Below are 26,985 nucleotides of genomic sequence, written 5' to 3'. Positions count from 1 at the left end.
GTTATTAGCGGGTGAGTTCGCCGATGAGGTTGGCATGTTGTGGATATTGTGTCTGGAGGGTGTTTCGATCTGCCAGTTCGAAGTCTTCGAAATCGAAGCCAGGTGCGACGGTGCAGCCGACGAGTGCGAATGTGCCTGGTGTTTCTATGCGAGAGGCGAACCAGTTACCTGCTTTGATGACTACCTGTAGATTTTCGCCCTGCTGGATATTTTTGCCCAGCATATGTTTGGTGAGGGAGCCGTCCTGTTCTATTTCGTATATGTATAGCCGTTGTCCATCGTAGCAATGCCATATTTCGTCTGCGGCGATGCGATGGAAAGCGGAGAATTCTCCATGTTCGAGGAGGAAATAGATAGCTGTGGCGGCGTTGCGGTCGCCTTTAATGGCGGCGGGCAAGGCTGTCTTGGGAAGTATGAGTGAGGAGCGGTATGTTTCGCGGAAAGCGCCTCCTTCTACGTGGTGTGTGAGGGAGAGTTGTTCGCGCCAGTATTGTGCGGTATAAATGGCTTGGCCCATGGTTATTGCTTGTTTAATGTTTGATAGATGTCTGGGTTATGAATGTGCATAAAAGGTTCCGGATTTTGAATGGCGGAGAATCCGAATTGGCTATATAGTCCATGTGCGTCGGAGGTGGCGAGCATCCACCGGCGTAGGCCTTGTAGTTCGGGATGGGCGAGTATGTTTTGTACCAGCCATTTTGAGAGGCCCTGGCCGCGGAATCGGGGTATGATGAATACGTCAGCGAGGTAGGCGAAAGAGGCACGGTCGGTGATGACGCGTGCGAATCCGATCTGGGTATCCTGTTGATAGAGGCCGAAACACAAGGAGTTGTTGATGGCACGAGCTACTATCTCATATGGGACGTTTTTTGCCCAGTATGATTCTTCGGAAAGGAATTTGTGGATAAGCGGTATATCCAGTTTTTGCGGGTCGGTATTGATTGTGAAGGTATTCTGATGTACTAGCATGGTTTATTTGAATAGGAGGTTTGATACAAATTTAGGTGCTTAAGGTAAAGAATATAAGTAAATAAAAAGAGCGGTAACGCAGGGGGCTGCCTTACCGCTCTTTTTTATTGGATTTTATATCTTATCCGGCAGCTGCTACGTGCATGTCTGTATGCGGGAGCATAGCGGTGATGGTGGTATTGATGGCTGGCTCGAAGAAGGAAGGGGATTGCCCGTTGAAGTAGAGGTAATCTTTAATAAATACTGCTTCGTTGTAATAGCCATTGTTTTGCAGGAAGGCGGTCCATTGTGGAAAGCTGACCTGCTGGAGGTTACGCATGGCTGCTTTGAATCGGAGCATGCGTGTGTATAATGTTGGCGGGAGGCCGACTACTTCCATAAATCTGCGTTCCAGGGTAGGGCGGGAGATATCGAAGCGGCGGCTGAGGTAGTCGATACCAGTATTTCCATTTTGTTTGAGAAGGAATTCGGTGATGACATCTATCTGCTGAAGGGGGCGGGGAGTGTCCAATATCGCTGTGAGGGCATTGTCGAGGATATTTCCCAGCAGTGATTGTTGGATGCCATCCTGTAAGGTCCGTCCGAGTGTTTCCCAGGCCGGTTGCTGCAATTTATACAGATCGCGGTAGTAATTGGTTAGGGTGTGCATGCACAGTCCTATGAGGCGGTAGGCGCCATATGCATTCAGCTGTATGACGGTGATATCAACGGGGCCGCTTACTTTGAGTTGGCTGGCGCAGTTGAAGTGACCGATCACGGAGGCATAGGGGAGTGTGAAGGCGCTATGATTTTTCGGTTTGCAGGTCACGGTGCCTTTGTGGATGAAGAGTAAATATTGATCGCCGAGGGAGATCAGATTTTGCGGAATGGAAGAGGTGCCGTGGTTGTCATCCTGCCAGGAATAGTACTGCTTGACATAGGGATGCAGGCTGGCGCTGGGACGATAGATCTGGAAGTTCATAGGCATAAGGTATTTAGAGGGTGATCCGAGCTATCTACACGTTCTGGCTGTAAATATATGTCTAATTATTTTATTATAAAAAAATGTTAATAAGTTCTATGGTGGGTCGTTTGGGAGGATGGATAAGAGTTGGGGCTCCGTGTGTTGTGCGGTTATTTGTCAGTCGGGGGTAATATGGAATGGGTGTACGTGAAGTATAGGAAAGCTATAGGAATGATACGGGAGAGGTGGACGTGAGGTATAGGAAAGCTATAGGAATGATATGGGAGAGGTGGACGTGAGGTATAGGAAAGCTATAGGAATGATACGGGAGAGGTGGACGTGAGGTATAGGATATCCTGGAAAGAGGCAGGGCCGTCCCAAAGCAAAGTTATTGCTTTAGGACGGCCCTGAAAAAAACGTGATTTGTCGGAATTACCAGCCCCAGTTCTTTCCTTTTTCGGTGGCGGGCACCCCTGTTTTGAGCCATTGGGGAGCCGGTTCGTCTTTGAGGAAGTGGTCGAAGAATTGTTGTTCGCGACGTTGTATGTCTTTACGATTCTGGCGTTGTACGAGGTTATGTGCTTCGTTGTTATAGTTGAGCATCCATACAGGTTTGCCGAGGCGTCGCAAGCCGGTGAACAGTTCGATGCCCTGGTACCAAGGTACGGCACCGTCGGCGTCATTGGCCATGATGGCCAGCGGTGTCTGTACGGCGGGTAAGTGGAAGAGGGGGGAGTTCTCGATGTAGAGTTCCGGTTTTTCCCAGAGGGTGGCTCCAATACGGCTTTGAGAATGTTCGTACTGGAACTGGCGGTTCATGCCGCTTTCCCAGCGGATACCACCGTATGCGCTGGTCATGTTGGCTACGGGGGCACCTGCCCATGCGGCGCGGAATAGTGGGGTGCGGGTGATGAGGTAGGCTACCTGGTAACCGCCCCAGCTTTGTCCCTGGATACCCATGCGGGAGCTATCGGCCCAGTTGTTCTGTGCCAGTGCTCTGGCGCCACTTACTATATAGTCGTATGCACCCTGTCCCGGATGTCCATCTTCGTAGGTGATATCTGGAGCGAGTACCAGGTATCCGCGGCTTACGAAGAAGGAGATATTAAGGCGGGAGGGGGTAGGTGCTGGTGGTTGGTAGGAGTATAGGGCATCTGAGAGTTTCTCATAGAAATACAGTAATACCGGATATTTTTTGGAGGCATCGAAATCTTCTGGTTTGTAGAGGATGCCTTCGGCTGGTTTGCCGTTGTATGCGGTCCACTTGAAGAGTTCGGCCGTTCCCCAGTTGTATTGTTGTTGTTGCGGGTTGATATGGCTGATCTGTGTGGATTTGTCCAGGGATGCGCCGGTATAGAGGTCTGGTGAGTGTTTATAATCGGCTTTGGTAAAGAGGTAGGCCGTTGTATTTTTTGCTTTTACTGGTTCGGAGTAGGAGAACGGTTCGAGCAATATTTTGTGTGGTGGTTTGGGTTTGCCTGTTACGCCGGTGGTGTAGAATCCATTGTATTTGGATGTTTCCTGGAAGGTTTCGAGGAGTAAGGTTTGTGACGGTTTGAAGAAACGTTCTTCTTCGTCGAGGCGGATGTTGCGGAAGCGTAGTTGTTCGCGGCGGCCCAGCCCCTGTGTGATCATTTCTGGTGTTTGTTTGCCGGAGGGGTCTACTTTCCAGATATCATATCTATCGTAGATGTATACGAACTGGTCGTTCTGCAGCCATCCTGCGATACCATATTCACCAGGTAGGTCCGGATGATCATCTTCTTCATCGAACATGGCGGTCGGAATGTTTTTGCTGATATTGAGTGTGGTGCCATTGGTGACGTTGTAGGTAAACCAGTGTCTGGCGGCCATATCGTACCAGAGTATGTACTGTCCGGCGGGTGAGATGAGGTATCTGCCATCGAGGGTATCCCGGATGAGTTTGCGGGAGCCATCCTGTAGGTTGATGAGGTAGGCACTTTTTAGGGTGCGACCTACCCATTGTATCTGGACGCGGTTGTTACGATCGGAGGAGCCGAGTACGTAGTTGCTGTTGTTATCAGCGGGGAGGGTGATACTTTCGAGGGAGGTATCGGCCAGTTGTACAAAGCGGCGCGTGTCCGGAGTGTAAGCGGCGAGGAAGGTACGTTTGGTTTCACGGTCGGCATTTTTGAGCTGCATGGGTTGCAGGTAGTCGTCCTGATAGTGCCATATATCTACTTTAGCTACTTCGAAATCGACGATGGTAGTGTCTTTTGGTGCGGGTATGGGTGCGGTACCGAAGAACAGGCGCTGGCCATTTTTGCTGAAGAACAGGTTACCGTTGTCGCTTACGTTCCAGCCTTTGAAGAGGCCTTGTGTGTTTTTGTCGGCTACTATGTGGCCGGAGTCTTGACCTGTTTTGTAATAGTTCAATGCGTAGTAGTGTATGGGTGCTTTGGCGCTGTCGCGAGAGGCTACCCAAGCGGCTTGCAGGCCCTCTTCGTCGAAGGTCAGCTGTTTGCGTTCGGCTTTGCCGCGGCTGAGGGTATCTATTTTGCGGGATGCTACGTCCCAGATGAGGAGTGCATCGCGGAGGGTAGCGTCTTTTTTCTCCGGGGTGATTTCGATCAGTAGTTTGTTGCCCGGTTTACTGATGATATAGTCGGACACCGCTTTGAAGGTATCTACCTGTTGGCGGGAGAGGTTGTTGATAACGAGTATACCATTTTCTTTGGCATCGGCACCTTTGTCGTCGCTGGTAGCAGCTGCGGGTGCTTTAGCCGGTGCGGGTTTAGCGCCTTTGGTTGTATCTGCCGGTATTTCGAGGAGATAGGCGATGATGCCGCTGCCTTTTGCTGGTGCTTTGAAGGATTTGACATTGGGCACTACGGTCAATGCGCTGGCGCCATTGGCGAGTGTTTCCAGGTTGATGATGCCCAGGGAGTCTTTCGGCATTTCTGCCGGTTTCTTTTTTTTGATGCGAGCCTCCCGGGTGTCGGCGAAGGCAGGTTTGATGGTATACAGCACGAAGCGGCTGTCTTGTGTGATGAGCGGAGCCTGGGCCCGGGAGAAGGTGTTTTGTTGTCCGCTTTTATTGTTGTGGATGACGAGTTGTGCATCGCCTTCCTGTGGCGTGATAGTGTATACGGACCATCGTCCGTCGTTACTGATCATTTTAGCGCCGATTGACTGCCAGCTGTCGTATACGGTGTGATCCAGCGGCTTCTTTTGTGCATAGGAATAAGAGTAAAGCCCTAAAAAGGCCAGCCCCAATAGTGATAGTCTCATAATAGCTAAAATATGTAAAGACAAGGAAAGTTGCCAGAAAGGATGGATGAGCGGAGGGAGGGGTGCTGCACTATCCTTCGGAGCGGTGCAGCTTTATTTGGTTACTTTATCCAGGAGGTGGATAGTTGCTCTACAGCTTCGTCGAAGTTGCTTACATATTTGGCTTTTTCCACGATGGTTCCTTTGCCGGAGAGATGGGCTACGCCATTGTGGAAAAACACCCTACCACCGGGATTAAACCGGTAAGAAATTACGACAACGGATCAAAAAAAGGCCGGCGCTGTTGATAGCAGCGCCGGCTGGGTGTAGCAGGTGTTCCGTCAATTACCAACCAGGGTTTTGTAGTAATTGTTTGCCCTGATCACTATATAGTTTGATCTGATCCAGCGGGAGTGGATCGAGATATACTTTCGGGTCTTCGAACAAGCGTTGGGACTCTGCTTTCCATGCGGGGATGATGTAGCCTTCCGGTGCATTGTTTTCGATGATCGCTGTTTTAAGATTCGGATAATCTGCTTTTCTGATCCACACGCCTTTGTTGATATCGGGGTTGGCTTTGGTATCTGTGTAAGCCAGTTTTTTCCATCTGCGGAGGTCGTCGAGACGGAAGCCTTCCATCATCAGTTCGATGCGGCGTTCGCGTCGTATTTCCCATAGTATGGGAGAAACGGTAGGATCGCGTTTGGGATCGTCGTAGGCTGTACCATTAACGGCAGGTTGATTGCCTATTACCTGTAGTGCCGGCATGTTGATAGCGGTACGTTTGCGTAATACATTGACGGACTTGTCGAGTTCACTTTGTGTGAGTAGGCCTAGTTCGGCTGTTGCTTCGGCATAGTTGATCAGTATTTCGCCGTAGCGGATGACGGGTGCATCGGTCGGGTTGAGGTTGGAGCTGCCTTCGGGCAGGTCTTTGATCTCCTCGTTAAGGAACTTCCAGGTGGCATATCCTGATGAGGAGTAGTTGGATACATAGCCATCCAGGCGTAAAGCAGGTACGAAGGTGGCGGTGAGGCGAGGGTCTCTGTTGGACATTACATTGGTAATGGACTTATCTCCTGCATAGCGAGGAGATATGCTGATGGGCAGGCCATCGGAGCAGAGATAGGATTCGATCGCATTTTTAGAGGGTCCGCTTTGTGGTTCTCTGTTGTTGTAGCTATTGAGTGTATGTGTGATGAGTCCTGCTTCATATCTTCTGAACAGCAGCATTTCGGGGTGGCCTGTCAGGTCGAGGGAACTGAACACTTTGCGATAGTCGGGGCCCAGTGCATATTTGCCAGACTTGATGACTTCATCGGCGGCCCATCTGGCATCTTGCAGGTATTCCTGGGCTTTGTTCTGGTCTACATTGTGATATTTTAGCCAGGTACCCTGGAAGAGGAATATGCGGGACATAAATCCCAGCACTACATATTTATTTACTGTCAGTCCGGCTTCTCCATCGCTGACTCTGACATTTTCGGCTGCGAATTTGAAATCTTCGAGTACTTTATCCATGACGAAAACGCGGGTATCCCTTGCGCGGTAGAGTTCTGCATCTGTTTCTGTGAGCACTTTATCATACCAGGGCATGTCGCCATATTTTTTGACCAGGTTGGCATATTCGAGGGCGCGGAAAAAACGGCCAATGCCTGACCAATGTTTTTTGGCGGCATCATCCATTTGTACGCGGTTGATGCGATCTATCATGAGGTTGGCTCTTCTGACATTGGAGAAGGACCAGCCGGCGTCGGTGGCGGGTATGTTGCGGATGAACTGTCCGGGTGAAGTGGGGGCGAAGTCGTCGTTGAGTGCTTGTCCGCTGAAGTATCGTCCCCAGGTAAAGCCGGAGCCATAACCGGAGAAATAGTCGGTATAGAATCCCCAGGCGAATGTGCGTACGTTCTTTTCGTTGGTCCAGTAGGTATCATCTTCCATTCTGTCTACGGGGGATCTTTCGAGGAAGTTTTTCTGACAGGCGGCCAGTGAGGCGGCAGCCAGCAGGAGGGTATATATTTTCTTTCTCATTGTTATTACGTTTTATGGTTAAAAGGATACCTGGAGGCCGAAGGAGAATGAGCGGCGGTAGGGGTATACTCTACCGAAGGTATTGGCATCATTAAGGCCGGCGCTGGTATAGTCGACTTCGGGATCGATTGGTATTTTGAGGTGATCGATCTCTGCCAGGTTTTCTCCGCTGAAGTATACACGAAGTTGGTTAAGTCGTATGCGATCTGTCAGTTTTTTAGGCAGTGTATAGCCGACGGTGAGGTTTTTCAATCGAGTGTAGGCCATGTTCAGCATGTATTTGGTTTGTGGGAGGAAGTTTTTGGCGTCATTGGATTGTCCTTGATCGGTGGGGCGGGGGTAGAAGGCGTTGGGATTTTCTGGTGTCCAGTAGTCCATCTGGTGGGCGTACCATGCTTCGGATACGCGGAATCCCGGAATGAAGATGGGGCCGGAAGCCCAGTAGTCTCGTTTTCCGACACCCTGGAAGAATACGTCGATGTCGAAACCTTTCCAGTTGGCACCCAGGCGTAAGCCATATTGGTAGCGTGGGGTGGTATTACCTATCACACGCATGTCGCCATGATTATCGACTGTTCGGGCGCCGAAGTCGATTTTGCCATCGCCATCGAGGTCTTTGTATTTGATATCTCCGGGGCCGTAGAAGAACCAGGTTTCTTCATATCGGGACTGGCTGGGGATGCCATTTTTCAGGAGGTAGCGACCATTGGGCCCTACGATGAGATTGCCGCTGGCATCTTGTTGAAAATCGTCTTTTGTAAAGAATCGATCTGTCTGATAACCCCAGATTTCGCCCAGTGTTTGTCCTTCGTAATAAGTCTTGTTGAGACCTGGGATAGGGTTGGGGAGGGCTTTGGTGGTGTTGGCGTATTTGGTGATTTTTTCCTGGAAGTCGGATAGTATTGCGGTAGCGGTGAGCCGCAATCCATTATTAAAGACGTGATTGAAGTCGAGTGCGATTTCCCAGCCGGTGGTTTGAAGGGTACCGTAGTTACGCAGGGACGGTGTATTGCCGAAGGAGCTGGGTAAGGTAACGCCGGGAGTTAGCATGTTGCTGGTGGTGCGGCGGTACCAATCGAAGGTGAGGCCCAGTTTATCCTGCAGGAAGCGGGCATCGAAGCCGAGGTCGATGGTGGCTACGGTCTCCCAGCTGAGGGAAGGGGAGATGGATTTGGGGAGGCCGAAGGTGGGCATATTGTTTTTGCCGATCAGCCAGTTGGAATTTTGGAGGGGCATGACGGGCAGGAACTGGTAGTCGCCTACTACCTGGTTGCCGACGGATCCCCAGGAGCCACGTACTTTGAAATTGGAGAGTACGGGTCTGGCGAATTGCATGAATGGTTCTTCTGTTAGGATATATCCTGCGGACATGGAGGGGAAGAAGGCCCATTGGTCATTGCGCGGGAACCGGGAGGAGCCATCGAAACGGCCATTGAGTTCGAGTAGCAATTTGTTTTTATAGGCGTAGTTGATACGACCGAAATAGCCGGCGGTGGCCCAGTGTGTGCGGGAGCCGGTAACGAACTGGTCGCCGATAGCCAGGGGGATCTCTCCTTTGTCGGGATCGAGAAGGTCGCGTCGTTCGGAGCCCTGGTCCCAGGCGCGATATAGTTCTATATCGGTACCTGCTATCAGCTTGAAGGAATGTTGTTGTATGTCTTTGAGGTAGGTAGCGAAAGCTTTGAAGGTATTTTGTTCGTACCAGGAGGAGGTGTATTTCACCTTATTGAAGCTGGGGCTGGTGTAGGGGCCATAGCTGAGGGTACCGCTCCAGAAGTCCCAGGCAGTAACGGTGCCTCCTGTTTCATTGAGGTGAACGTTATTGTTGGTATAAGTGTAGTCTGCATCTAATGTCAGGCCTTTGGCGATCTTAAAGGTGGCGCCGGCAGCTATCCTGGCCAGGTTGGTTTTTTCGGTATTCATCTTCGCCTGTTGTACTTCTGTTACGGCATTGCGGAAGGGTTTGTCTTCGAAGGTACCGTAAGGGTATACTTCCGGCCATCGATACAGGTAGTACCAGGGGTCGAAGGTGGCGGAGGAGTAGGTATATGGGCTTAGGTTTTTGGTGCGGGAGAACATGGCTTTTCCTCTGACGTCGAGCCAGCTTTTTACGGAGGAGTTAACGCTAAGGGTGGCGTTGTAGCGATTGAATTCGTCGGGATTGGCTTTAAGGATGCCTTTTTGTCCGAGGTAGCCGAGGCCGAGGTAATAGGTGGTTTTGTCGTTGCCACCGCTCATGGACACGTCATGTGTTTGTTGTGGAGTCCAGTCGCGGAGGTACATGTCTGCTACTTTCCAGGGGCGGTAGAAGTATAGTTTGCCACCACGTATTTCGAAGTCTCTTCCCTGTATCATTTCGTCGCTGAGTTGTTGATTGCCGTATTGGGTCTGCCAGTCTCTGATTTTTTGTATGCCCTGGGCATCGAAGTACATGCCTAGTACGCCGAAGTCGGTGCGGGAGGGGGTGGTACGTTGGAGGGCGCTGAGGGTTACTTCGGCGCCATCTGCTGCCGGTGCTATTTCGGGCAGGGTGGTAGGTTTACTCCAGGAGAAGTTGTTGGAGTAGGTGACCTGGCTATGGGCGCTTTTTTTGCCGGATTTGGAGGTGATGAGGATGACGCCCCAGGCGGCGCGGGTACCATATATGGAGGTGGAGGCCGCGTCTTTGAGTACGGATATGGAGGCTATATCTGCCGGGTTGACCATTTGCAAGCTGGGAATTTCTACGTTGTCCAGCAGGATGAGTGGTTTAGCGCCGGCGGCGCCGGTGTTGATAGAGCCGGCATTACCTCTGAGGCGGATAACGGGGTCTTGTCCGATAGCGCCGCTGCTGGTGGTGATAGTGAGGCCGGGGGTACTACCCTGGAGGCCGCGGGCGACATCGGTGATGGGACGGGAGGTGAGTGTCTTCTGTATATCAACGGTAGAGACGGCGCCGGTGAGGTTGGCTTTTTTCTGGGTGCCGTACCCTACTACTACGACCTGATCGAGGGAGCGTTCATCTATTTCGAGTTGGATGTTGTAGGCGGTGTTGCCATTGATCTCGATGACCTGGGTTTTGAAGCCTACGGATGTTACCTGGAAGGAGGAGAGGCCGGTGGGTATCTTGAGGGTAAATCGTCCTTCTGCGTTGGTAACGGTGCCTGCTTGTTTGCCGGCGGTGATGGTGGCGCCTATGACGGGTTGGTGGGAGGATTTATCGGAGACGATCCCCTGTACCAACTGTTGCGCCCACGAACTGGCACAAAGCAGCAAAAGCATGAAAGTGCAGAGTAGTTTTGATTTCATGTGAGTGACATTTAATAAAGGTAAGAAGCAACAATATTTTAGTTCAAATTGATTGATTGTTAGACTTATATAAGGATATGCTTTATGTAGTTACAGGTCCTGGTTGATCATTCTTGCTCAAAAAGGCATAGCTAGTATTGCGTTTTTATGCAATTAATTACAGTGAATTTATGCATAAAATAACATAATCAAAACAGATGCTGTAATTCTGTCGTTATTTGGCGGCTAACAAGGTAAGTATGGTTAAAAAAGCAGCATAAAAACGCAATATGGCCATTCAATGGGGTAAAGCCCGGATTTTTCAGTATTTGGTGTATTTTGTAGCCCTAAAATCCCTTTCCATGTTGAAAGAAGAGCGGCAAACATTTATTATGCGGCAGATCAACCTGCACAATAAGGTACTTTCTGCAGACCTGAGCGCCATGTTGTCGATATCAGAAGATACTGTGCGGCGTGACCTGAAGGAGCTGGCAGAAGCGGGGCAGGTGATCAAAGTCCATGGGGGGGCGATTGGCCGTTCTTTTCACTACCCTTTTAATGAGGAAAATGCTGTATACGCGCTTGAAGCAAAACGGCAAATAGCAGCAAAAACTATCAAGTTATTAAAGCAGGATATGCTAGTGCTTACTGGTGGCGGCACAACCATGATAGAGCTGGCTAAGATGATTCCCGATCATCTGCGTATCACCTTTTTTACGATTAGTCCCCTGGTCGCCCTGCAGTTGGCAGAACATTCCAATCTGACGGTGATCAGTATTGGCGGGCAATTATCCAAAAGTTCGAATGTACACCTAGGAGCCAGTGTTATCAATCAGCTGGCTGACATTAAGGTCGATCTATGTCTGCTGGGGACAAACGGGTTATCCATACAGGAAGGAATGACGGATTCGGACTGGGAAGTGGTACAGGTGAAGCGGGCGATGATCCGTTCTGCTAACCGGCTGGGCATATTGTGTATTGCTGAGAAGCTCAGTTCTGTACAGCGGATGAAGGTATGTGACTTGCATGTGATAGATTATCTTGTCACGGAGTTAAATCCGGACCATCCGACCTTGATCCCTTATCAGCAGCTATCGCTAGAGCTGCACTAGTGAGCCAGTTCCACTGTCTGTTGCATGCGATGTTGTCTTGCTACACGTATCATTTGCAGGACGACTGAGAGGATGATGCAAGCTAAGCCACCGTAAAAGGCCCCGTTCAGGTGTTTATTTTCATGAAACAAAATAAAAGCCATGATGATGCTGTAGACCGGTTCCAGATTGAAGGACAGGTTGACGGTAAAAGGGGATATTTTCTTCAATGCGTTCATTGACAGCATGTACATCCATACGGTACATGCCCATGCGAGTATCAGCAGATAAACGAGATCAGGTACAGTGGGCAGGAAGCGGGTATCGGGCAGTGCTGTCATATAGAAAGGCATGATAGCGGAGACTGCGAGGAACCCGGTGGTCAGTTCATAAAAAGTGATGGTACCTGTATCATACTTCTTTACCAGGCGTTTGTTAAAAACGGTGAAGAGCGCTGCGAACATGGCAGAGATAATGCCCAGTATGATGCCGGTGCGGTATTGGGTATCGAAGTGAAAGATGAGCAGGATGCCTATCAGGGTGAGTAGGCTAAGCAGTAATTCGGCGATATCCAGCCGGCGGCGGTTGATGAGTGGGTCAAAAATGGCGGTGAACAGGCTAGTGAGTGAGAAGCAGACCACGCCGATGGACACATTTGCATATTTGATACTTCCATAGAAGAACAGCCAGTGTAGTGCTACGATGATGCCGGTGCTGCCGATGGGCATGATGTGTTGCCAGGAGAGTTTTTTCAGTTGTCCTCTAACCCGGAACAGTATGTACAAGGTGATGGAGGTGAAAAGGAGCCGGTACCATACGAGGGGACCTTCCGGCAGCGCGATGAGTTTGCCAAGTATACCTGTAAAACCGGCCAGGAATACGGATAGATGTAGTTGTAAAAATGCTTTTTTCATGATAGCGCAAAAAATGCAGCATAGAGGATGCTGCATAGATTGTTCCGGTATGAGGACCGAATATTATTCAGCATTGCGCACTCTACGCTCATAGCGTTTGAAGATGCTTTGCCATTGTATTTTAAGTACACCCAGGATACCTTCTTTTACGATGCCTTTGCTCATTTTAGAGTATCCTTCTTTACGATCTACGAAGGTAATGGGTACTTCTTTGATCTTGAAGCCTAGTTTCCAGGCGGTGAATTTCATTTCTATCTGGAAAGCGTATCCTACGAACTGTATGGCATCCAGGTTGATGGTTTCCAGTACATTACGTTTGTAGCAGACGAAGCCGGCGGTCGCATCTTTTACGTTCATCCAGGTGATGAGACGTACGTAGACGGACGCGCCATAGGAGAGGACTGCTCTGTTCCAGGGCCAGTTTTCGGTACGGCCGCCGGATACATAGCGCGAGCCAACTGCGACATCGCCGCCGCCGGTAGTGCAGGCTTCATATAGTCTGGGAAGGTCTTTTGGATTATGGGAAAAGTCAGCATCCATTTCAAAGATGAAATGATAGCCTTTGGCGAGTCCCCATTTGAAACCATGGATATAAGCAGTGCCGAGGCCTTGTTTACCGCTCCTTTCTTCCAGGAAGAGGGCGCCATTGTGTTGTTGTTGTAATGATTTTACTATGGCGCCGGTGCCGTCCGGGGAGCCATCATCTACGATGAGTATGTGAAAATCCTGCTGCAAGGAAAATACAGCGTCAATGATCCTCCGGATATTATCCTTCTCATTATACGTAGGAATAATAACTAGCTTTTCCAATCAGCTGGTATGTTTAGAAACGCGAAAATAATTTAATTCATGAATAAGACCGCATCTAACAGAGAAATATTAAATTTTTTTTAACATCATATTATGGTATATCTCTGTTAGTTTTTGCTTGGTATTCAAAGGGAAATCGGCCTTCATCATCCAGTCGTAGTACTGTGGTTCTATTTTTAACACTTCTCTTACGGGGCGGCCTTTGTATTTTCCGAAGTTGAATACTTCTGTACCGTTTTGCATGGCGATGCGGCGGGCGAAGTCGACGTATTCGTCTTCACGGGTGAAGTCGGCGAGTCCGTCTACATCGGTTTGCAGGCTTTCATAGCGTCCGAGTTGCGCTTCCAGGATCTCATAGGTAGCCAGCGCATCTGCTTCTGCGCTATGTGCATTTTCCAGTTGTTTATCGCAATAGAATTTATAGGCCGCGCTGAGGGTTCTTTTTTCCATCAGGTGGAATATCTTCTGTACATCGATGAATTTACGGTTAGACACATCGAAGTCAAGTTCAGCACGCAGGAATTCTTCTACCAGCATGGGAATGTCGAATCGATTGGAATTATAGCCTGCGATATCGCAGTTTTCGAGGAATTGGCGCATTTCGTTTGCTACCTGTTTGAAGGTAGGGCTGTCTTTTACGTCTTCGTTGCTGATGCCATGGATGGCGGTGGTTACCGCCGGAATGGGGATGCCCGGGTTGATACGTTTTACTTTAGACTGTACGGATTTGTCCGGGAAGACTTTAATGATCGCAATTTCGATGATGCGGTCAGTGGCAATATTGGTGCCGGTTGTCTCCAGGTCTATCACCGCCAGTGGTCTTTTCAGCTGCAAAGAGGGCATAAAAATGTATTAGTAAGTTCTGAGTTTAGTTTCGTTTTGAGTAGTTGTCATTAATAAACAACGCGATCAGGCAGGTTGTTATTGAAGATATTTTTTCAGGCCGTAGAGATCCAGTCCGTCATAATCGCCGGAGCTCATCATCAGCAGATTGGCTTGGGACAGGTTTTGCTGGTCGAGGAATGCTTCCAGTTCTTCTCTTTTGTTGAAGATATGGAGGTCGTTACGTCCGAAGCCTTGTGCGATCAGTTCGGGAGACAGATCTGGCATTCTTTTGATCTCCAGGGCATGTTTGCTGTAGAATACGACCGGGATATCTGCTTTGTCCATTGCTCCCTGATATTGCACCATGAAATCGGCATTCAGGCTACTATACGTATGTAGTTCCAGGACGGCGACTAATTTCCGTTGCGGATATTGATTGTGAACGGCCTGGATAGTTGCTTTTACTTTGGAAGGTGCGTGAGCGAAGTCGCGGTAGATGGCGGTTTGCTCATTTTTACCGATGAGTTCCAATCTTTTGGCTGCACCGGTGAAGGATGCGATGGCTTTCAGGAAGGTTTCGTCGTCTATTCCCAGTTCGTTACAGACGAGGCGGGCAGCGTGCATGTTGAGCAGGTTGTGTTCGCCGAAGACCTGTAAGTCGGTATAGCCTTCATCAAAGTAGACCCTGGTCACTCCCTCTTTGATCATATGAATGGGAAGGTTATAGGGGAGCAATTTCAGATGACGGCCCTCTGCATTTACCAGGGCATTGAGTTCTTCATCTGCATTGTTGTAGATGAGGGTATGACCTGGCGCCATTTGCCGTAGGAAGATGGCGAACTGCTCTTTGTAGATATCGTAAGTAGGAAAGACGTTGATATGATCCCAGGCGATACCGCTTAATACGGCGATATGCGGATGCAGGAAGTGGAATTTGGGTCTTTTCTCAATGACGGACGCCGGGTATTCATCTCCTTCGCAGATGATGACAGGGGCATCGGTAATATTGACAGACTGGGCAAAGCCCTGCAAGCGGGCGCCTACGAGGTAGTCGAAAGCCTTTTCACTGAGCCGGAGTACGTGCATCACCATTGCGGTAATGGTGGTCTTACCGTGGCTACCGCCTATCACGACACGCGTTTTATCTTTACTTTCCTGGTAGATATATTCCGGGAAAGAATATATTTTAAGACCGAGTTCTTTGGCTTTGATCAGTTCCGGGTTGTCGGCGCGGGCATGCATTCCAAGGATGACAGCATCGATATCAGGTGTGATCCGGGCGGCGTCCCAGCCGATGGCGTCGGGGAGGATACCGGCTTGTTTCAGATTGGACAGTGCGGGTTCGAATATTTCGTCGTCGCTGCCGCTGACACGGTAGCCTTTGAGTGCAAGGGCGATGGCCAGCTGGTGCATTACGCTGCCGCCTATGGCGATGAAATGTACTTTTGTCATAATCTGAGGAAGGCAAGAGGAGTGTGGGAAGTACGTTAAAACGGCCGGGCTGGCTTACCTGGCTTGTATTGACTGCAATGTCCCCTCATTCATCTTGTTGTTTTCTTTAATATAATTATTATATTTGCAAAATAACGTCACAAAAGACGATTAAAAAAGAACTATAATTTTTCCCTATGAAATTGCGTTCATCAGTTAAACACTTTCACATGAGATCTTATGCCAAAATTTTGGGCGGCGCATGTATGGTTTGTATCTTTGCAGCTTTGTTAACATCGTGTGCAACGCAGAAACTGGGGTGTCCGATGAAGATCACCAAAGCGCCTGCGGCCGAAAAAAGCCATCGCGTGTAAATGAACTGGACAGCATTAACGTCGACCGAAGAAATTAGGAAAATACAGGAGATCAGCCATCAGCAGCCGGTGGTGATCTTCAAACACAGTACCCGCTGTTCTATCAGCGGGATGGCCAAAAGTCGTCTGGAAAGAGAGGAAGCTCCTGAACAGGTGCTATTCTACTATTTGGATTTGATCCGTTACCGGGAGGTATCCAACGAAATAGCAGCGACTTTTCGTGTAGAGCATGAGTCTCCTCAGTTGTTATTGATACGTAATGGTGAATGTGTATATAATGACAGCCATAATGGTATCAGTATGAGTGAGCTGGAGCATGCACTGGCCAGCTAAGGGTCATAAAAACGAATTGAATTTACCGGCAACATGGCCGGTATTTTTTTGCCTATAAGTGAACGTGGTGAGCCAGCTGGCTGATTTTCATTAGTTTTGCAGTCAGATAAAGGCATATGAAGCATCGTATAGTTGTAGCAGTTACCGGGGCCAGTGGGGCCATTTACGCACGTCAGCTACTGCAGAAATTGGCAGTAGCTTCCGATCAGTTAGACGCCGTCGGGATCATTATGACCAATAATGCCAGGACGGTATGGCAAACGGAACTGGAAGATGAGGGATATATGCAATTGCCCTTTCCTGTATATGGACAGCAGGATTTTCATGCCCCTTTTGCGTCAGGGTCAGGCCAGTATGATACCATGATCATCTGCCCCTGCTCCATGGGTACATTGGGAAGGATCGCTACCGGGATATCCAATGACCTGATCAGCCGTGCTGCAGATGTTGTATTGAAAGAACGTCGCAAGCTGATCTGTGTGGTACGGGAGACGCCCTATAACCTGATCCATATCCGTAATATGCAGACGGTGACAGAAGCAGGTGGCATTATCTGTCCGGCTACTCCGTCATTTTATAGTAAACCCGCTAGCATTGAAGCCGTCGTAGCGACGGTGGTGGACAGGGTGCTCGACCTGGCAGGCATAAAACAAGATACTTATCGCTGGGGAAGTTAATACTACATCATACTTATATCATCCAATAATGAAGATAGCGATCATCAACGGACCTAACCTGAACCTGCTGGGAAAGCGGGAGCCTGGTATCTATGGCAGTGAGTCTTTTGAAGCATACTTTACGACACTACAGGAGAAGTATCCCCAGGTCATATTCACTTATTTTCAAAGTAATGTAGAAGGGGAGATTATTAATCACCTGCATGAACAAGGTTTTTCGGCGGATGGTATCCTGCTGAATGCTGGTGGATACACCCATACCTCTGTTGCCATCCGGGATGCTATCGCCGCGATCAAAACACCGGTGCTGGAAGTACATATCAGCAATGTATATGCCCGCGAAGAATTCCGTCATACTTCCCTGATAGCACCCAAATGCGTCGGCACCATTTGCGGATTGGGTATGAAAGGATATGAATTAGCTGCCAACTACTTCCTACAATAACTAGCAGCCGATCTGACGATTCTGTGATAAACGCTAACCCACCTTTGCCAGTACTTGTACCTGGTTTATCATTTTCATGGCTGTAATATTAAACTTTAGGGAAATGATATTAAATTAGGCAACTGGAATAATTGAGCGCACCAGTAATTTATCAACCAAAAAGTGTGATAACCTCCTTTACCGTAACGTGAGCAACTGAACTATGAAAGTATTCCGGTAAACCTATCAGCTTTTTTCTTTTTACAGTGAACGTGAAATGTGCCTGCAATCAGGTACCAGCTATTTGTATGTGCCTGGTCCGACAGTGCAGTGTTCTGCCGATGCTATGCCCCTGGCCGGTCCCCCCCTATTGTCATCTTGTAAAACCACAATATCCATGAAAAAGATCTACTACCTATTCCTGGTTTTGTTGTGTAGCTATACAGCTGTCGCACAGCAATCGCCACCAGGCAAGCGAGATTACCGGATACTGCACATGAACCGGCAGTTCAGCCCACCGGATAAATTACAATCCTCATCCCAAGGGGTGTTTCACAATGGTAGGCAGGATAACAATGGCCGGTATACCGGTGATGACTACTACCTGCTGCAATGTTATGATATCCCTGGTCCAGCGCAGCGGCAACAGTTGCTGAAGTTAGGGATCACTTTGTTGGATTATCTACCTAACTATGCCTACTATACTTACTTCGCAACGGATATAGATACCAGCCAGCTGCGGGCAAATGGTATCCGCACTGTAATAACACTGGAACCCGCGTTTAAACTGTCTCCCGAAATAATAGAACAACGGATCCCGGCGCATGCCCGTAAAGGGAATCAGTTGGAACTGGAAGTGACGGTATTCGACAATGCAGATGCTCCACGATCGGAAGGTTTGCTGAGACAGGTGGCTGATCATATACAACCCATCAGCCGTCATAGCTGGCGGTTGACAATGACAGCGGATAAAATACAAAATCTGGCTGCGATCAAACAGGTGAAATACATCGCCCCGGTAGCCGGAGAGCCTCAGTCGGAAGATTCTGACAACAGCAATATGGGACGATCTAACTTCATCAATAGCGGATACGGCGGCGTTACTTATAATGGCACCGGTACCAATGTCATGATACGTGAGAATGGCATGTATGCCGGCATAGATCTGCAGGGAAGAGTGTTGCCAGGCTCCCATCAGCCGGGAACGCCTGGTTCCCATTCTTCAGGAGTGTCCAGTTTTCTGGGATTTGGCGGTAATGCCGATCCCCGGAACCGGTCTAATGCCTGGGGGGCCAATATACTTGCCTTTTCCGGAGGAGACCTGTATGCCTTGTATGATGCTGCTGACAAGCAGATACGTGCTGTTAACATGTCTTATGGCTGGACCCTGGAAGATGGGAAATTCAGTCCTGCTGGTTATAACGGCACGACCCGGGAGCACGACAATTTTGTCCGCACACGGCCAGAAGCAATGTTGGTATATTCATCAGGAAATAATGGGGACAATACACCTCGTGGTGGTAAATACAGCGGCCTTGCAGGGTGGGGCAACCTAACTGGCGAACCCAAACATGCCAAGAACATTTTTACGGTAAGCGGTACTGATTATGAAGATAGTTACCTGGCATGGACCAACAGCGGGCCTGCCTATGATGGTCGTATTAAACCGGAATTATCCATAGAGGGTTTGGGCGGTACATCATTTGCCGCTCCTAAAGTGACTGGCATATTCACTATTGTGCGTCATGCTTTCCAGGGAGAGACCGGCCAGCTCCATGTGCCTTCCGGTATGATCAAAGCGATCATGATGAATACAGCAGATGACGTGTATAATCCTGGTATTGACTTTAAAACCGGTTTTGGCCGTCCTAATGTACGCCGGGCTTACCAATTGATCAAACACCGACAGTTTTATACGGGCACCATCGGGCATGCCGGACAACAGACGTTGCAGATCCCCGTACCGGCGGGTACTGCCCAATTACGGGTGATGTTGTACTGGACAGATTATGAAAGCACCGTCAACGCTGCGCAGGCACTCGTAAACGACCTTGATCTTGTTGTTAAGGATGCAGGCAATCAGGCAATACTTCCCTGGGGGCTGGACACTACGGCAATAGCAGCCAGACTTAACGCGTTGCCAACTCGGAAAGAAGATCATATCAATAATGTAGAGCAGGTGACTGTAGAGCAGCCGGCAGCTGGTAACTACACTGTACAGATAGATGGAACGCTGATACCACAGGGGCCGCAGGAGTTTTATGTGGTCTATGAATTCGTAAAAGACGAGGTGGTCCTGAGTTATCCTTTAGGCGGGGAATCTTTTGTACCGGGACAGCAGGAATATCTGCGCTGGGATGCCTGGGGGAACAGTGGTACTTTTTCAGTTGATTACAGCCGCAATGGCGGGAACTCCTGGGATACCATTGCCAATAACATACCGGCTGCAAAACGTGCCGTGAAATGGACCGTGCCGGACTATGCCGGTAAAATCCTGATCAGGGTACGTCGGGGACAGCAGGTAGCTGTATCAGGAGAGGTAGCGGTATTGCCACAACCACAGAGCTTCAGGGTAGATTGGTCCTGTGGTCGTCAATTACAGTTATCCTGGCAACGTGTAGGCGCCGCACAGGAATATGAGATATTCAAACTTGGTGAAAAATATATGCAAGCCGTCGGACGAACAATGGATTCCGTCTTTATCGTTTCGCAAGTAGATGATAATAAGGAAGAGTGGTACGCGATCCGGGCCATCGGTGCCAACGGCATAGAAGGATTACGCAGCAACGCTATAATGAAGGCTGCAGGGACTTACAAATGTTATAATGTAGCTACCGGACAAGCCACCGTGGCAGATTCCCTGCATGTACTGCTGGGAGGGTCTCTCAATCCCCATCAGAAGAACATCACAGATGTGGTATTTGAATATGGTACAGGTACCAATTATGGTCATCGTATGGCCGTCAATCCCGGTACACTGAGCGGGCATATTTTTACCTCGGTGAAAGCACTGGTTCCCATGGATATTTTGAGTACAGATTCGATCTGGCATTACCGTCTGCAGGCGAAGGTAGATGGCGTATTGACAAATGGTGCAGATGCTGTGATCAGACTTTCTCCGGACAGTGCCTGGCAAACCAATGGAACACAGACACTGATATTGGGTAACAACACCGCTATAGCAGGTGCGAGACCACGCACGATAGAGATGTGGGCCAAGGTGACCCAATTCAACCGAGGTCCTTTGTTCCGTGCAGGAAAGAAAAATAATACCAAAGGAGACCTGGCTTTCCGCACCTTTGATATCACCGCAGATACCTGGATGATGGCAGTAGATGGCAATAATACCCGGTCGGTATTATTACCCGGATCTAAAGATAACTGGCACCACTATGCGATCGTATATACGGGTACGAAGATATTAATGTACTATGATGGTGTAGAAAAGATGAACTGGGACATCGCTTTAAATACGGCGCTGGATGATATTACCATCGGCAGCTGGTTTGAAGACTATGCCACGAATTCTATACGCCGATTGAATGCGCAACTGGAAGAGGTGCGTGTATGGAATGTGGCCCGCAGCGTGTCCGAAATAAGAAGTACCATGTATCATTCCCTGCGCGGCGACGAATCAGGACTTGTGCATTATCTTAATTTCGATAATAACGATCCGCAAGCATTTGATATCGTATGTCAGCAGTGGCCGGAGCAAACGGCAGGTAGTACCAAGACGGCTGCTTATCTGCCGGTAGGATACGGTTATACGGCGCAGGGTACAGAAGCAGGTACATTATCACTGCCTTCTGTACAATTACAGCTGAGCTATCAGCGACACCAGTCCCGCGGGGTGAGTTATTCACATATCTATACCATGCCGCAGCTGAAAACCGGATTACCGGATCATTTCCGGCAATTGACAGCTGGGTATTGGTTAGGACAACAATATGGAAAAGATAGTACACAGCTGATGCAAATGAAGTTTAATATGAAAGAAATGTCTGCAGGAGATGTACCAGCAGCTTCGCAGGTTTTCCTTTGGGCCCGACAAGGTAATACGGCGACTTCCGGCTGGAAGCTGATCAGACAGGCTGGTAGGGTAGATACGACCACTAACAGTGTACGATTTGATAGTGTGAAAATTTACGCGCAGTATTTGATTACCCGCAACAATAGTGCTTTCCTGACTACTTCCGTAGATAGTCTACCAGTTGCAGATGCTAAGGTAGGTGTTTCTTCACAGGTAGTCAGCTATCGCATTCAATCCTATCAGCTCAATAATGCATTGCGTATTACGCCTCCCAAAGGATTTGAAGTATCATTACGTGCAGACAGTGGCTTTACCGGTAATGATCAGCCACTAATAATATCAGCGGTAGATGGTGCGATTGCAGATACAACTGTTTACGTTCGTTTTGTACCTTTTGTCGCGGGAGATATCCATGGTTATATCCAGCACACGACTGACGGCCAGTTGTTAAAGTCATTACCCATACAGCAAAAAGGAAATTTGGTAGATCAACATGCCGGCACGGCATTGAAGTTCGATGGTGACGGAGATATACTTACTGTCAGCAACCTGAACTGGCAGCCAAGAACATTCACCATAGAATGGTGGCTGAAGGCAAATACTTCCAAAAACTACAACCAATCTATTGGTAATGGCTGGGGATCATTCCTGGTACATGCGGATAATACCAGATCGCTCAATGTTGGTGTTGCTAATAATAGCAACTCACGTTTGTTGGTGAGTGGTGCATTTAATGAGCCGAATACCTGGCACCACTATGCATATACATTCGACGAAGGAGTTGTGAAGGTATACCGTGACGGTATATTGGCTGATAGTAAAAATGCATCAACGTTCCCGCCGGTATGGAGCTCATTTAATATAGGCTCGGCAGATGGTAACACGATCGATGGTGAACTGGACGAGTTCCGGATGTGGACCAGCGCCCGTAGCCAGCAAGAGATCAGGGAGTATATGCACCTGACGCTTAAAGGAAACGAACCCGGGTTAAAAATGTATTTACAGTTTAACAAGGAAGATAGCAATACTGTTAAAGTATTCGATAAATCAGACAATGGTTATCCAATAGAAGTAGCAGGCAACCCGGTTTATACCATTTCTTCCGTACCTGTAGGCAAAGGAATTAGTCAAACCCGGACAATAACTGGCGGCGAAGTCCTCTTTGAACAGGCCGGTATTACGATGAGCTTTGACCCGGCAGGAACTTCCCCGAATGGAGAAGTAGTGGTAACTAAATTAATGTCAGTACCACACTTGTCTCCGAAGTCAGGAGGTACAGATAGCGGTTATTACATATTTCGTAATTATGGTACCAACAGTAGTTTCAATGGTTTGAAGACGTTGCGTATAAGCGCTCAATCAACGGGATCAGATACCAGCCTGCGTTCCTACCTGTTCGATAGATCATTTAATAGCTTCGGGGACAGCTGGTCACTAAATACAGTGGCGGCAGAGTACGACGGTAATAACTATGTATACCGATTTGATGACAAACGCACATTGTCTTATCTAGGACAGATAGCTATTACACCAGTTAAGACGGCAGCAGTAGGACCAGACGTTACACAAGCCATCCGGTTTGATGGGCAATATGGTCAGCTGGAGATAACAGGATTGAACTGGCAACCTGCCAGATTCAGTATTGAGTGGTGGTTGAAAGCCAGCAGTTCCATAGATTGGAACCAAAGTATCGGTAACGGTTGGGGCAGTTTCCTGGCGCATGCCAACAACAACAAAAGTTTAAGTATTGGTGTAGCGAATAATGAACGTTCCCGTTTAACCGTCGCCAATGTATTTTCGGATACCAGCCAATGGCATCATTTCGCTTATACGTTTGATAGTGGTTATGCCAGAGTTTTCGTAGATGGAGAGCTGAGAGATAGTTTACCGAATTCAAGTTTCCCGCCGGCCTGGAAATCGTTCCTGCTCGGAAGCCGTGATAATGGTACCTTACACGGCGCGATGGACGAATTCCGGATGTGGGAGACTGCCCGTACCCCGCTTGAAATCAGAGAACATATGCATCATCCGCTGACAGGACAGGAAGCTGGTCTGCGCGTATATCTACCTGCTGCCGGTAATGCATCATACCTCATAGAGCAATCTCCTAATCATTATTTAGTACGTAAAAATGGAGTGGCTGATAATGTACCGACGACAGCTCCGGTGGCGCCGGGTATCAGCTATACGACGTTACTGATGAATGGTTGGTCTGCTGCTGGTAATAGTGGCTTACAAGTACACTATCCGTCTATGAATACAATTGGGCAAACAGTGATCAGTCATTTTACGATCGCACCAAACCCTCCTATCGGAAGATCCGGTAATAGTTTTTGGTTAATACGTCCTTATGGACATAACCATCGTCCGGATTCTCTACAGTTGGGCATCTCCGTGGATGGAGCGTTCAACTATGCGCTTTATGATCGTAGACTACAACCATTCAATGGTGTATGGACAGAAATGCCACAACCTGGTAACGTGAATGACAGTAGTGTAGTGTTTGCAGTTGCGGCAGATACTATCGGTATCTTCCAGGTAGCTGTAGGAAGTACATTGAATAAAGCACCTGTTGTCCGTATCACGGCTCCCGGACATGGGCAACGGTTTGGCATCGCCCCTGTTACTATTAAAGCAGATGCCATGGATGTCGACGGGCGTATAAAACGGGTAGAGCTGTATGCAGGTAACCGACTGCTGGCCACACTGGATACCTTACCCTATGTATATAATTGGGGGTATGTTAGTACCGGCACCTATCGCTTGTCTGCAAAGGCTTATGACTATAGCGGAGCGATAAGTACTTCTGCAGATGTAACCATACAAGTGTCCAATCCGGCGGTATGTACAGATCCAGAATGGAAATCGGATGTGGATTACCAGAAAGGAGATCGTATACGCTACCAGGGCTTCATGTATATAGCAAGATATGCCAATAAAGGAACCGCGCCGGTCTGGGTAGGTAAGAGTGCCTGGGAGCGGATAGGACCTTGTGGTTTTGGTAACGTACCATTGCCAATGCCGGTGAAGATCGCGCCTAATCCTACGCGCGACCTGATCCAGGTAAGCATGCCCGCGGTACAGGGGAGAGTAGTGATAAAAGTAATGAACTTGCTGGGACGTGTGTTACAGACACATGTTCAAAATGGCACTAACGGAACACAGCTGATCAATATCAGTCTGGGGCAATATCCTGCCGGACACTACCTGGTAGTGGTGGAAGCAAATGGGTATCTGCCTGCCATAGAAAAAGTGATAAAACAGTAACAGTTAGTGGATGAGTGCATTATCAATGCACCCATATAAAAACAAAAGGGTTGGACATATTGTCCAACCCTTTTTTATGACTTCAGCAACTTTGCTTTAGCAGCAGGCTGCTTCTGTTTTCTCTTCTTTAAATGCTTCTCTGGCTTTCAGACCCAGCAGTTCAAACATCATATGATCCTCTTCGAAGGAAGGGTTGCCGGTAGTCAGCAGCTTCTCGCCTGTGAAGATAGAATTGGCACCAGCCATAAAGCAAAGCGCCTGATCTGACATGCTCATTTCTGCACGGCCGGCACTGAGACGTACCATCGCTTGTGGCATCAGGATACGGGTAGTTGCGATCATACGTACCATATCCCAAAATTCCACCTTAGGCAAGTGCTCCAGCGGCGTACCTTTTACGCGGGTAAGGGCATTGATAGGTACGGAATCAGGATGTTTGGGCAGATTGCTTAGTGTATGTAGCATGCCGATACGGTCCTCATGAGATTCGCCGAGACCGATGATACCACCACAACATACGCTTACACCAGCTCTTCTCACATTATCCAGCGTGCGTAAACGATCGTCATAGGTACGGGTAGTAATAATCTCACCGTAATATTCATTGGAGGTATCCAGGTTGTGATTGTAAGCATAAAGTCCGGCATCTGCCAGTTTCTTCGCTTGTTCTTCTGTAAGCATACCGAGTGTACAGCATACTTCCATACCCAGTTCATTTACCCCTTTTACCATGTCAAGTACGCGGTCGAAATCGCGATTGTCACGTACTTCACGCCAGGCAGCTCCCATACAGAAGCGGGTAGAGCCAGCATCACGTGCCTCCTTAGCTTTCTCCAATACAGCCTCTTTTTTCATCAGGCCATGCACATTCACACCGGTATTGTAACGGGCTGCTTGCGGGCAGTAAGCACAGTCTTCTGAGCAACCACCGGTTTTGATAGAAAGCAGCGTACATACCTGTACTTCCGCAGTGTCCTGATATTGACGATGAATACCGGCAGCACGGTAGACGAGCTCCAGCAAAGGCGTATTATAGATCTCTTTTATTTCTTCAATGGTCCAGTCATGACGGATCTGCACATCTTGCATAAGTCTAACATTTAAGGTAGCAAACCTACATTATTTTTAAAATATCACATATGATAATTCCAAATCACTCTCTAAATTGTTGACAGTGAGCATTTAATGCTTGTCAGGAGTTTAGAGATATTTGAAATTGGTCTTAGGCGTAATGGTCAGTAAAGTGTTGTAAATGAGGGAGATAGTGTGCTCTATGTCATCTTTTTTTACCATTTCTACTGTAGTGTGCATATATCGCAGCGGCAGGCTGATGAGCGCAGATGGCGTACCATCATTAGAATAGGCAAAAGCGTCGGTGTCGGTACCGGTACTGCGACTTACAGCATGTAATTGGTACGGGATATCGTTCTTTTTTGCAGTTTTGATGATCAGATCGCGTAGGATATTGTGTACGGCAGGACCATAAGTGATGCTGGGACCGTTGCCACACTTTATTTCACCTTCAATATTTTTGTTGATCATTGGCGTGGTGGTATCGTGTGTCACATCTGTGATGATAGCTACATCTGGTTTGATGCGTTTGGCGATCATTTCAGCTCCACGTAAGCCTACCTCTTCCTGTACAGCATTTACGATATAAAGCCCGAACGGCAGCTCCTGTTTGCGTTCTTTCAACAGACGCGCCACTTCTGCTATCATAAATCCTCCGATACGATTGTCGATGGCACGGCAGATAAAGTAGTCATAGTTCAGTTCTTCGAACCCATCTTCAAAAGTAGCTACACAGCCTACATGTATACCGAGGTCTTCTACTTCTTTACGGGAACGAGCGCCACAATCCAGGAAGATGTTTTCCACTTTTGGTTGCGGTTCCTTGCCATCGCCACTGCTACGCATACGCGTATGTATAGCCGGCCAGCCAAAAACGGCCTTTACGATGCCTTTCTCTGTATGTATATTCACACGTTTGGAAGGTGCGATCTGCTGATCAGAACCGCCATTACGTACTACATAAATGAGTCCTTCAGGAGAGATATAATTTACAAACCAGGATATTTCGTCGGCATGTGCTTCAATCACTACCTTAAATGGCGACTTGGCATTGATAATCCCCACAACAGAGCCATAGGCGTCTACCTGGTATTCGTCGATATATGGTTTGAGATACTCCAGCCACAATTTCTGACCTTCCTTCTCAAAACCGGTAGGAGAGGGGTTATTGAGATAGGTTTTCAGAAAAGCGAGTGATTCCTTATTCAGTATTGACTTTTGCTTTTTTGACATGATATTAAATATTGTAGCGGCAAAAATAAGAAAAACGCGGGACGTGGCGAGCGTTTGCTGCTGA

Annotated in this window: 17 protein-coding genes; 5 read left to right on the top strand and 12 right to left on the bottom strand. The window is 48.4% G+C overall.

Going from position 1 to position 26,985, the window contains the following annotated elements:
- Nucleotides 1–4 precede the first annotated feature (4 nt).
- From KTO58_RS15970 to KTO58_RS15945, 6 genes are all read right to left on the bottom strand, one after another.
- Nucleotides 5–517 (bottom strand): cupin domain-containing protein, encoded by a 513-nt coding sequence (locus tag KTO58_RS15970; RefSeq protein ID WP_095838410.1) that lies wholly within the window; start codon nt 515–517, stop codon nt 5–7.
- Between the two features lie 2 nt (nt 518–519).
- Nucleotides 520–969: a GNAT family N-acetyltransferase gene (locus KTO58_RS15965; RefSeq protein ID WP_095838411.1), complete on the bottom strand. Its 450-nt coding sequence runs from the start codon at nt 967–969 to the stop codon at nt 520–522.
- A gap of 121 nt (nt 970–1,090) precedes the next feature.
- The gene (locus KTO58_RS15960; protein ID WP_157752908.1) at nt 1,091–1,930 is read right to left on the bottom strand and encodes a helix-turn-helix domain-containing protein; all 840 of its coding nucleotides are present in this window, start codon (nt 1,928–1,930) and stop codon (nt 1,091–1,093) included.
- 414 nt (nt 1,931–2,344) lie between these two features.
- On the bottom strand, nt 2,345–5,164 hold the full coding sequence (locus tag KTO58_RS15955) for an alpha/beta hydrolase family protein (RefSeq protein ID WP_095838413.1): 2,820 nt from the start codon (nt 5,162–5,164) through the stop codon (nt 2,345–2,347).
- Between the two features lie 324 nt (nt 5,165–5,488).
- Nucleotides 5,489–7,174 carry a RagB/SusD family nutrient uptake outer membrane protein gene (locus KTO58_RS15950; RefSeq protein ID WP_095838414.1) on the bottom strand — a complete coding sequence of 562 codons (1,686 nt, stop codon included), beginning with the start codon at nt 7,172–7,174 and terminating at the stop codon, nt 5,489–5,491.
- Between the two features lie 18 nt (nt 7,175–7,192).
- On the bottom strand, nt 7,193–10,462 hold the full coding sequence (locus tag KTO58_RS15945; RefSeq protein ID WP_095838415.1) for a SusC/RagA family TonB-linked outer membrane protein: 3,270 nt from the start codon (nt 10,460–10,462) through the stop codon (nt 7,193–7,195).
- Nucleotides 10,463–10,803: 341 nt separating this feature from the next.
- On the opposite strand from KTO58_RS15945, the gene KTO58_RS15940 reads away from it, so the two are divergent.
- Nucleotides 10,804–11,553, top strand: a complete 750-nt coding sequence (locus tag KTO58_RS15940; RefSeq protein ID WP_095838416.1) for a DeoR/GlpR family DNA-binding transcription regulator — start codon at nt 10,804–10,806, stop codon at nt 11,551–11,553.
- Here the strand turns inward: KTO58_RS15940 and KTO58_RS15935 are convergent.
- From KTO58_RS15935 to KTO58_RS15920, 4 genes are all read right to left on the bottom strand, one after another.
- A complete protein-coding gene (locus KTO58_RS15935; RefSeq protein WP_095838417.1) occupies nt 11,550–12,446 on the bottom strand; it encodes a DMT family transporter in 897 nt (298 codons plus the stop codon). The genes KTO58_RS15940 and KTO58_RS15935 overlap by 4 nt on opposite strands.
- 63 nt (nt 12,447–12,509) lie before the next feature.
- Nucleotides 12,510–13,256, bottom strand: coding sequence for a polyprenol monophosphomannose synthase (locus tag KTO58_RS15930; RefSeq protein ID WP_095838418.1), 747 nt, complete (start codon nt 13,254–13,256; stop codon nt 12,510–12,512).
- Nucleotides 13,257–13,325: 69 nt separating this feature from the next.
- Complete coding sequence (locus KTO58_RS15925; RefSeq protein WP_095838419.1) at nt 13,326–14,099, bottom strand: 3'-5' exonuclease; 774 nt, start codon at nt 14,097–14,099, stop codon at nt 13,326–13,328.
- A gap of 78 nt (nt 14,100–14,177) precedes the next feature.
- On the bottom strand, nt 14,178–15,533 hold the full coding sequence (locus KTO58_RS15920; protein WP_095838420.1) for a UDP-N-acetylmuramate--L-alanine ligase: 1,356 nt from the start codon (nt 15,531–15,533) through the stop codon (nt 14,178–14,180).
- Nucleotides 15,534–15,886: 353 nt separating this feature from the next.
- Here KTO58_RS15920 and ytxJ point away from each other — a divergent pair, with 353 nt between their 5' ends.
- From ytxJ to KTO58_RS15900, 4 genes are all read left to right on the top strand, one after another.
- Complete coding sequence (gene ytxJ / locus KTO58_RS15915) at nt 15,887–16,219, top strand: bacillithiol system redox-active protein YtxJ (protein WP_095838421.1); 333 nt, start codon at nt 15,887–15,889, stop codon at nt 16,217–16,219.
- A 116-nt stretch (nt 16,220–16,335) separates the two neighbouring features.
- Nucleotides 16,336–16,896 (top strand): UbiX family flavin prenyltransferase, encoded by a 561-nt coding sequence (locus KTO58_RS15910; protein WP_095838422.1) that lies wholly within the window; start codon nt 16,336–16,338, stop codon nt 16,894–16,896.
- Nucleotides 16,897–16,924: 28 nt separating this feature from the next.
- Nucleotides 16,925–17,341 (top strand): type II 3-dehydroquinate dehydratase, encoded by a 417-nt coding sequence (gene aroQ / locus KTO58_RS15905; RefSeq protein WP_095838423.1) that lies wholly within the window; start codon nt 16,925–16,927, stop codon nt 17,339–17,341.
- Nucleotides 17,342–17,717: 376 nt separating this feature from the next.
- Nucleotides 17,718–24,617, top strand: coding sequence for a LamG-like jellyroll fold domain-containing protein (locus KTO58_RS15900; RefSeq protein WP_198315222.1), 6,900 nt, complete (start codon nt 17,718–17,720; stop codon nt 24,615–24,617).
- A gap of 96 nt (nt 24,618–24,713) precedes the next feature.
- Here KTO58_RS15900 and bioB read toward each other — a convergent pair whose 3' ends face one another.
- Together bioB and KTO58_RS15890 are read right to left on the bottom strand one after the other, a co-directional pair.
- A complete protein-coding gene (gene bioB, locus KTO58_RS15895; protein ID WP_095838425.1) occupies nt 24,714–25,706 on the bottom strand; it encodes a biotin synthase BioB in 993 nt (330 codons plus the stop codon).
- A gap of 111 nt (nt 25,707–25,817) precedes the next feature.
- Nucleotides 25,818–26,921 carry a M42 family metallopeptidase gene (locus KTO58_RS15890; protein WP_095838426.1) on the bottom strand — a complete coding sequence of 368 codons (1,104 nt, stop codon included), beginning with the start codon at nt 26,919–26,921 and terminating at the stop codon, nt 25,818–25,820.
- Nucleotides 26,922–26,985 lie beyond the last annotated feature (64 nt).

The organism is Chitinophaga pendula, from assembly GCF_020386615.1.
Lineage (GTDB): Bacteria > Bacteroidota > Bacteroidia > Chitinophagales > Chitinophagaceae > Chitinophaga > Chitinophaga pendula.
The sequence above is the reverse complement of the archived record's forward strand: the minus strand, read 5'-3'. Positions and strand labels throughout refer to the sequence as shown.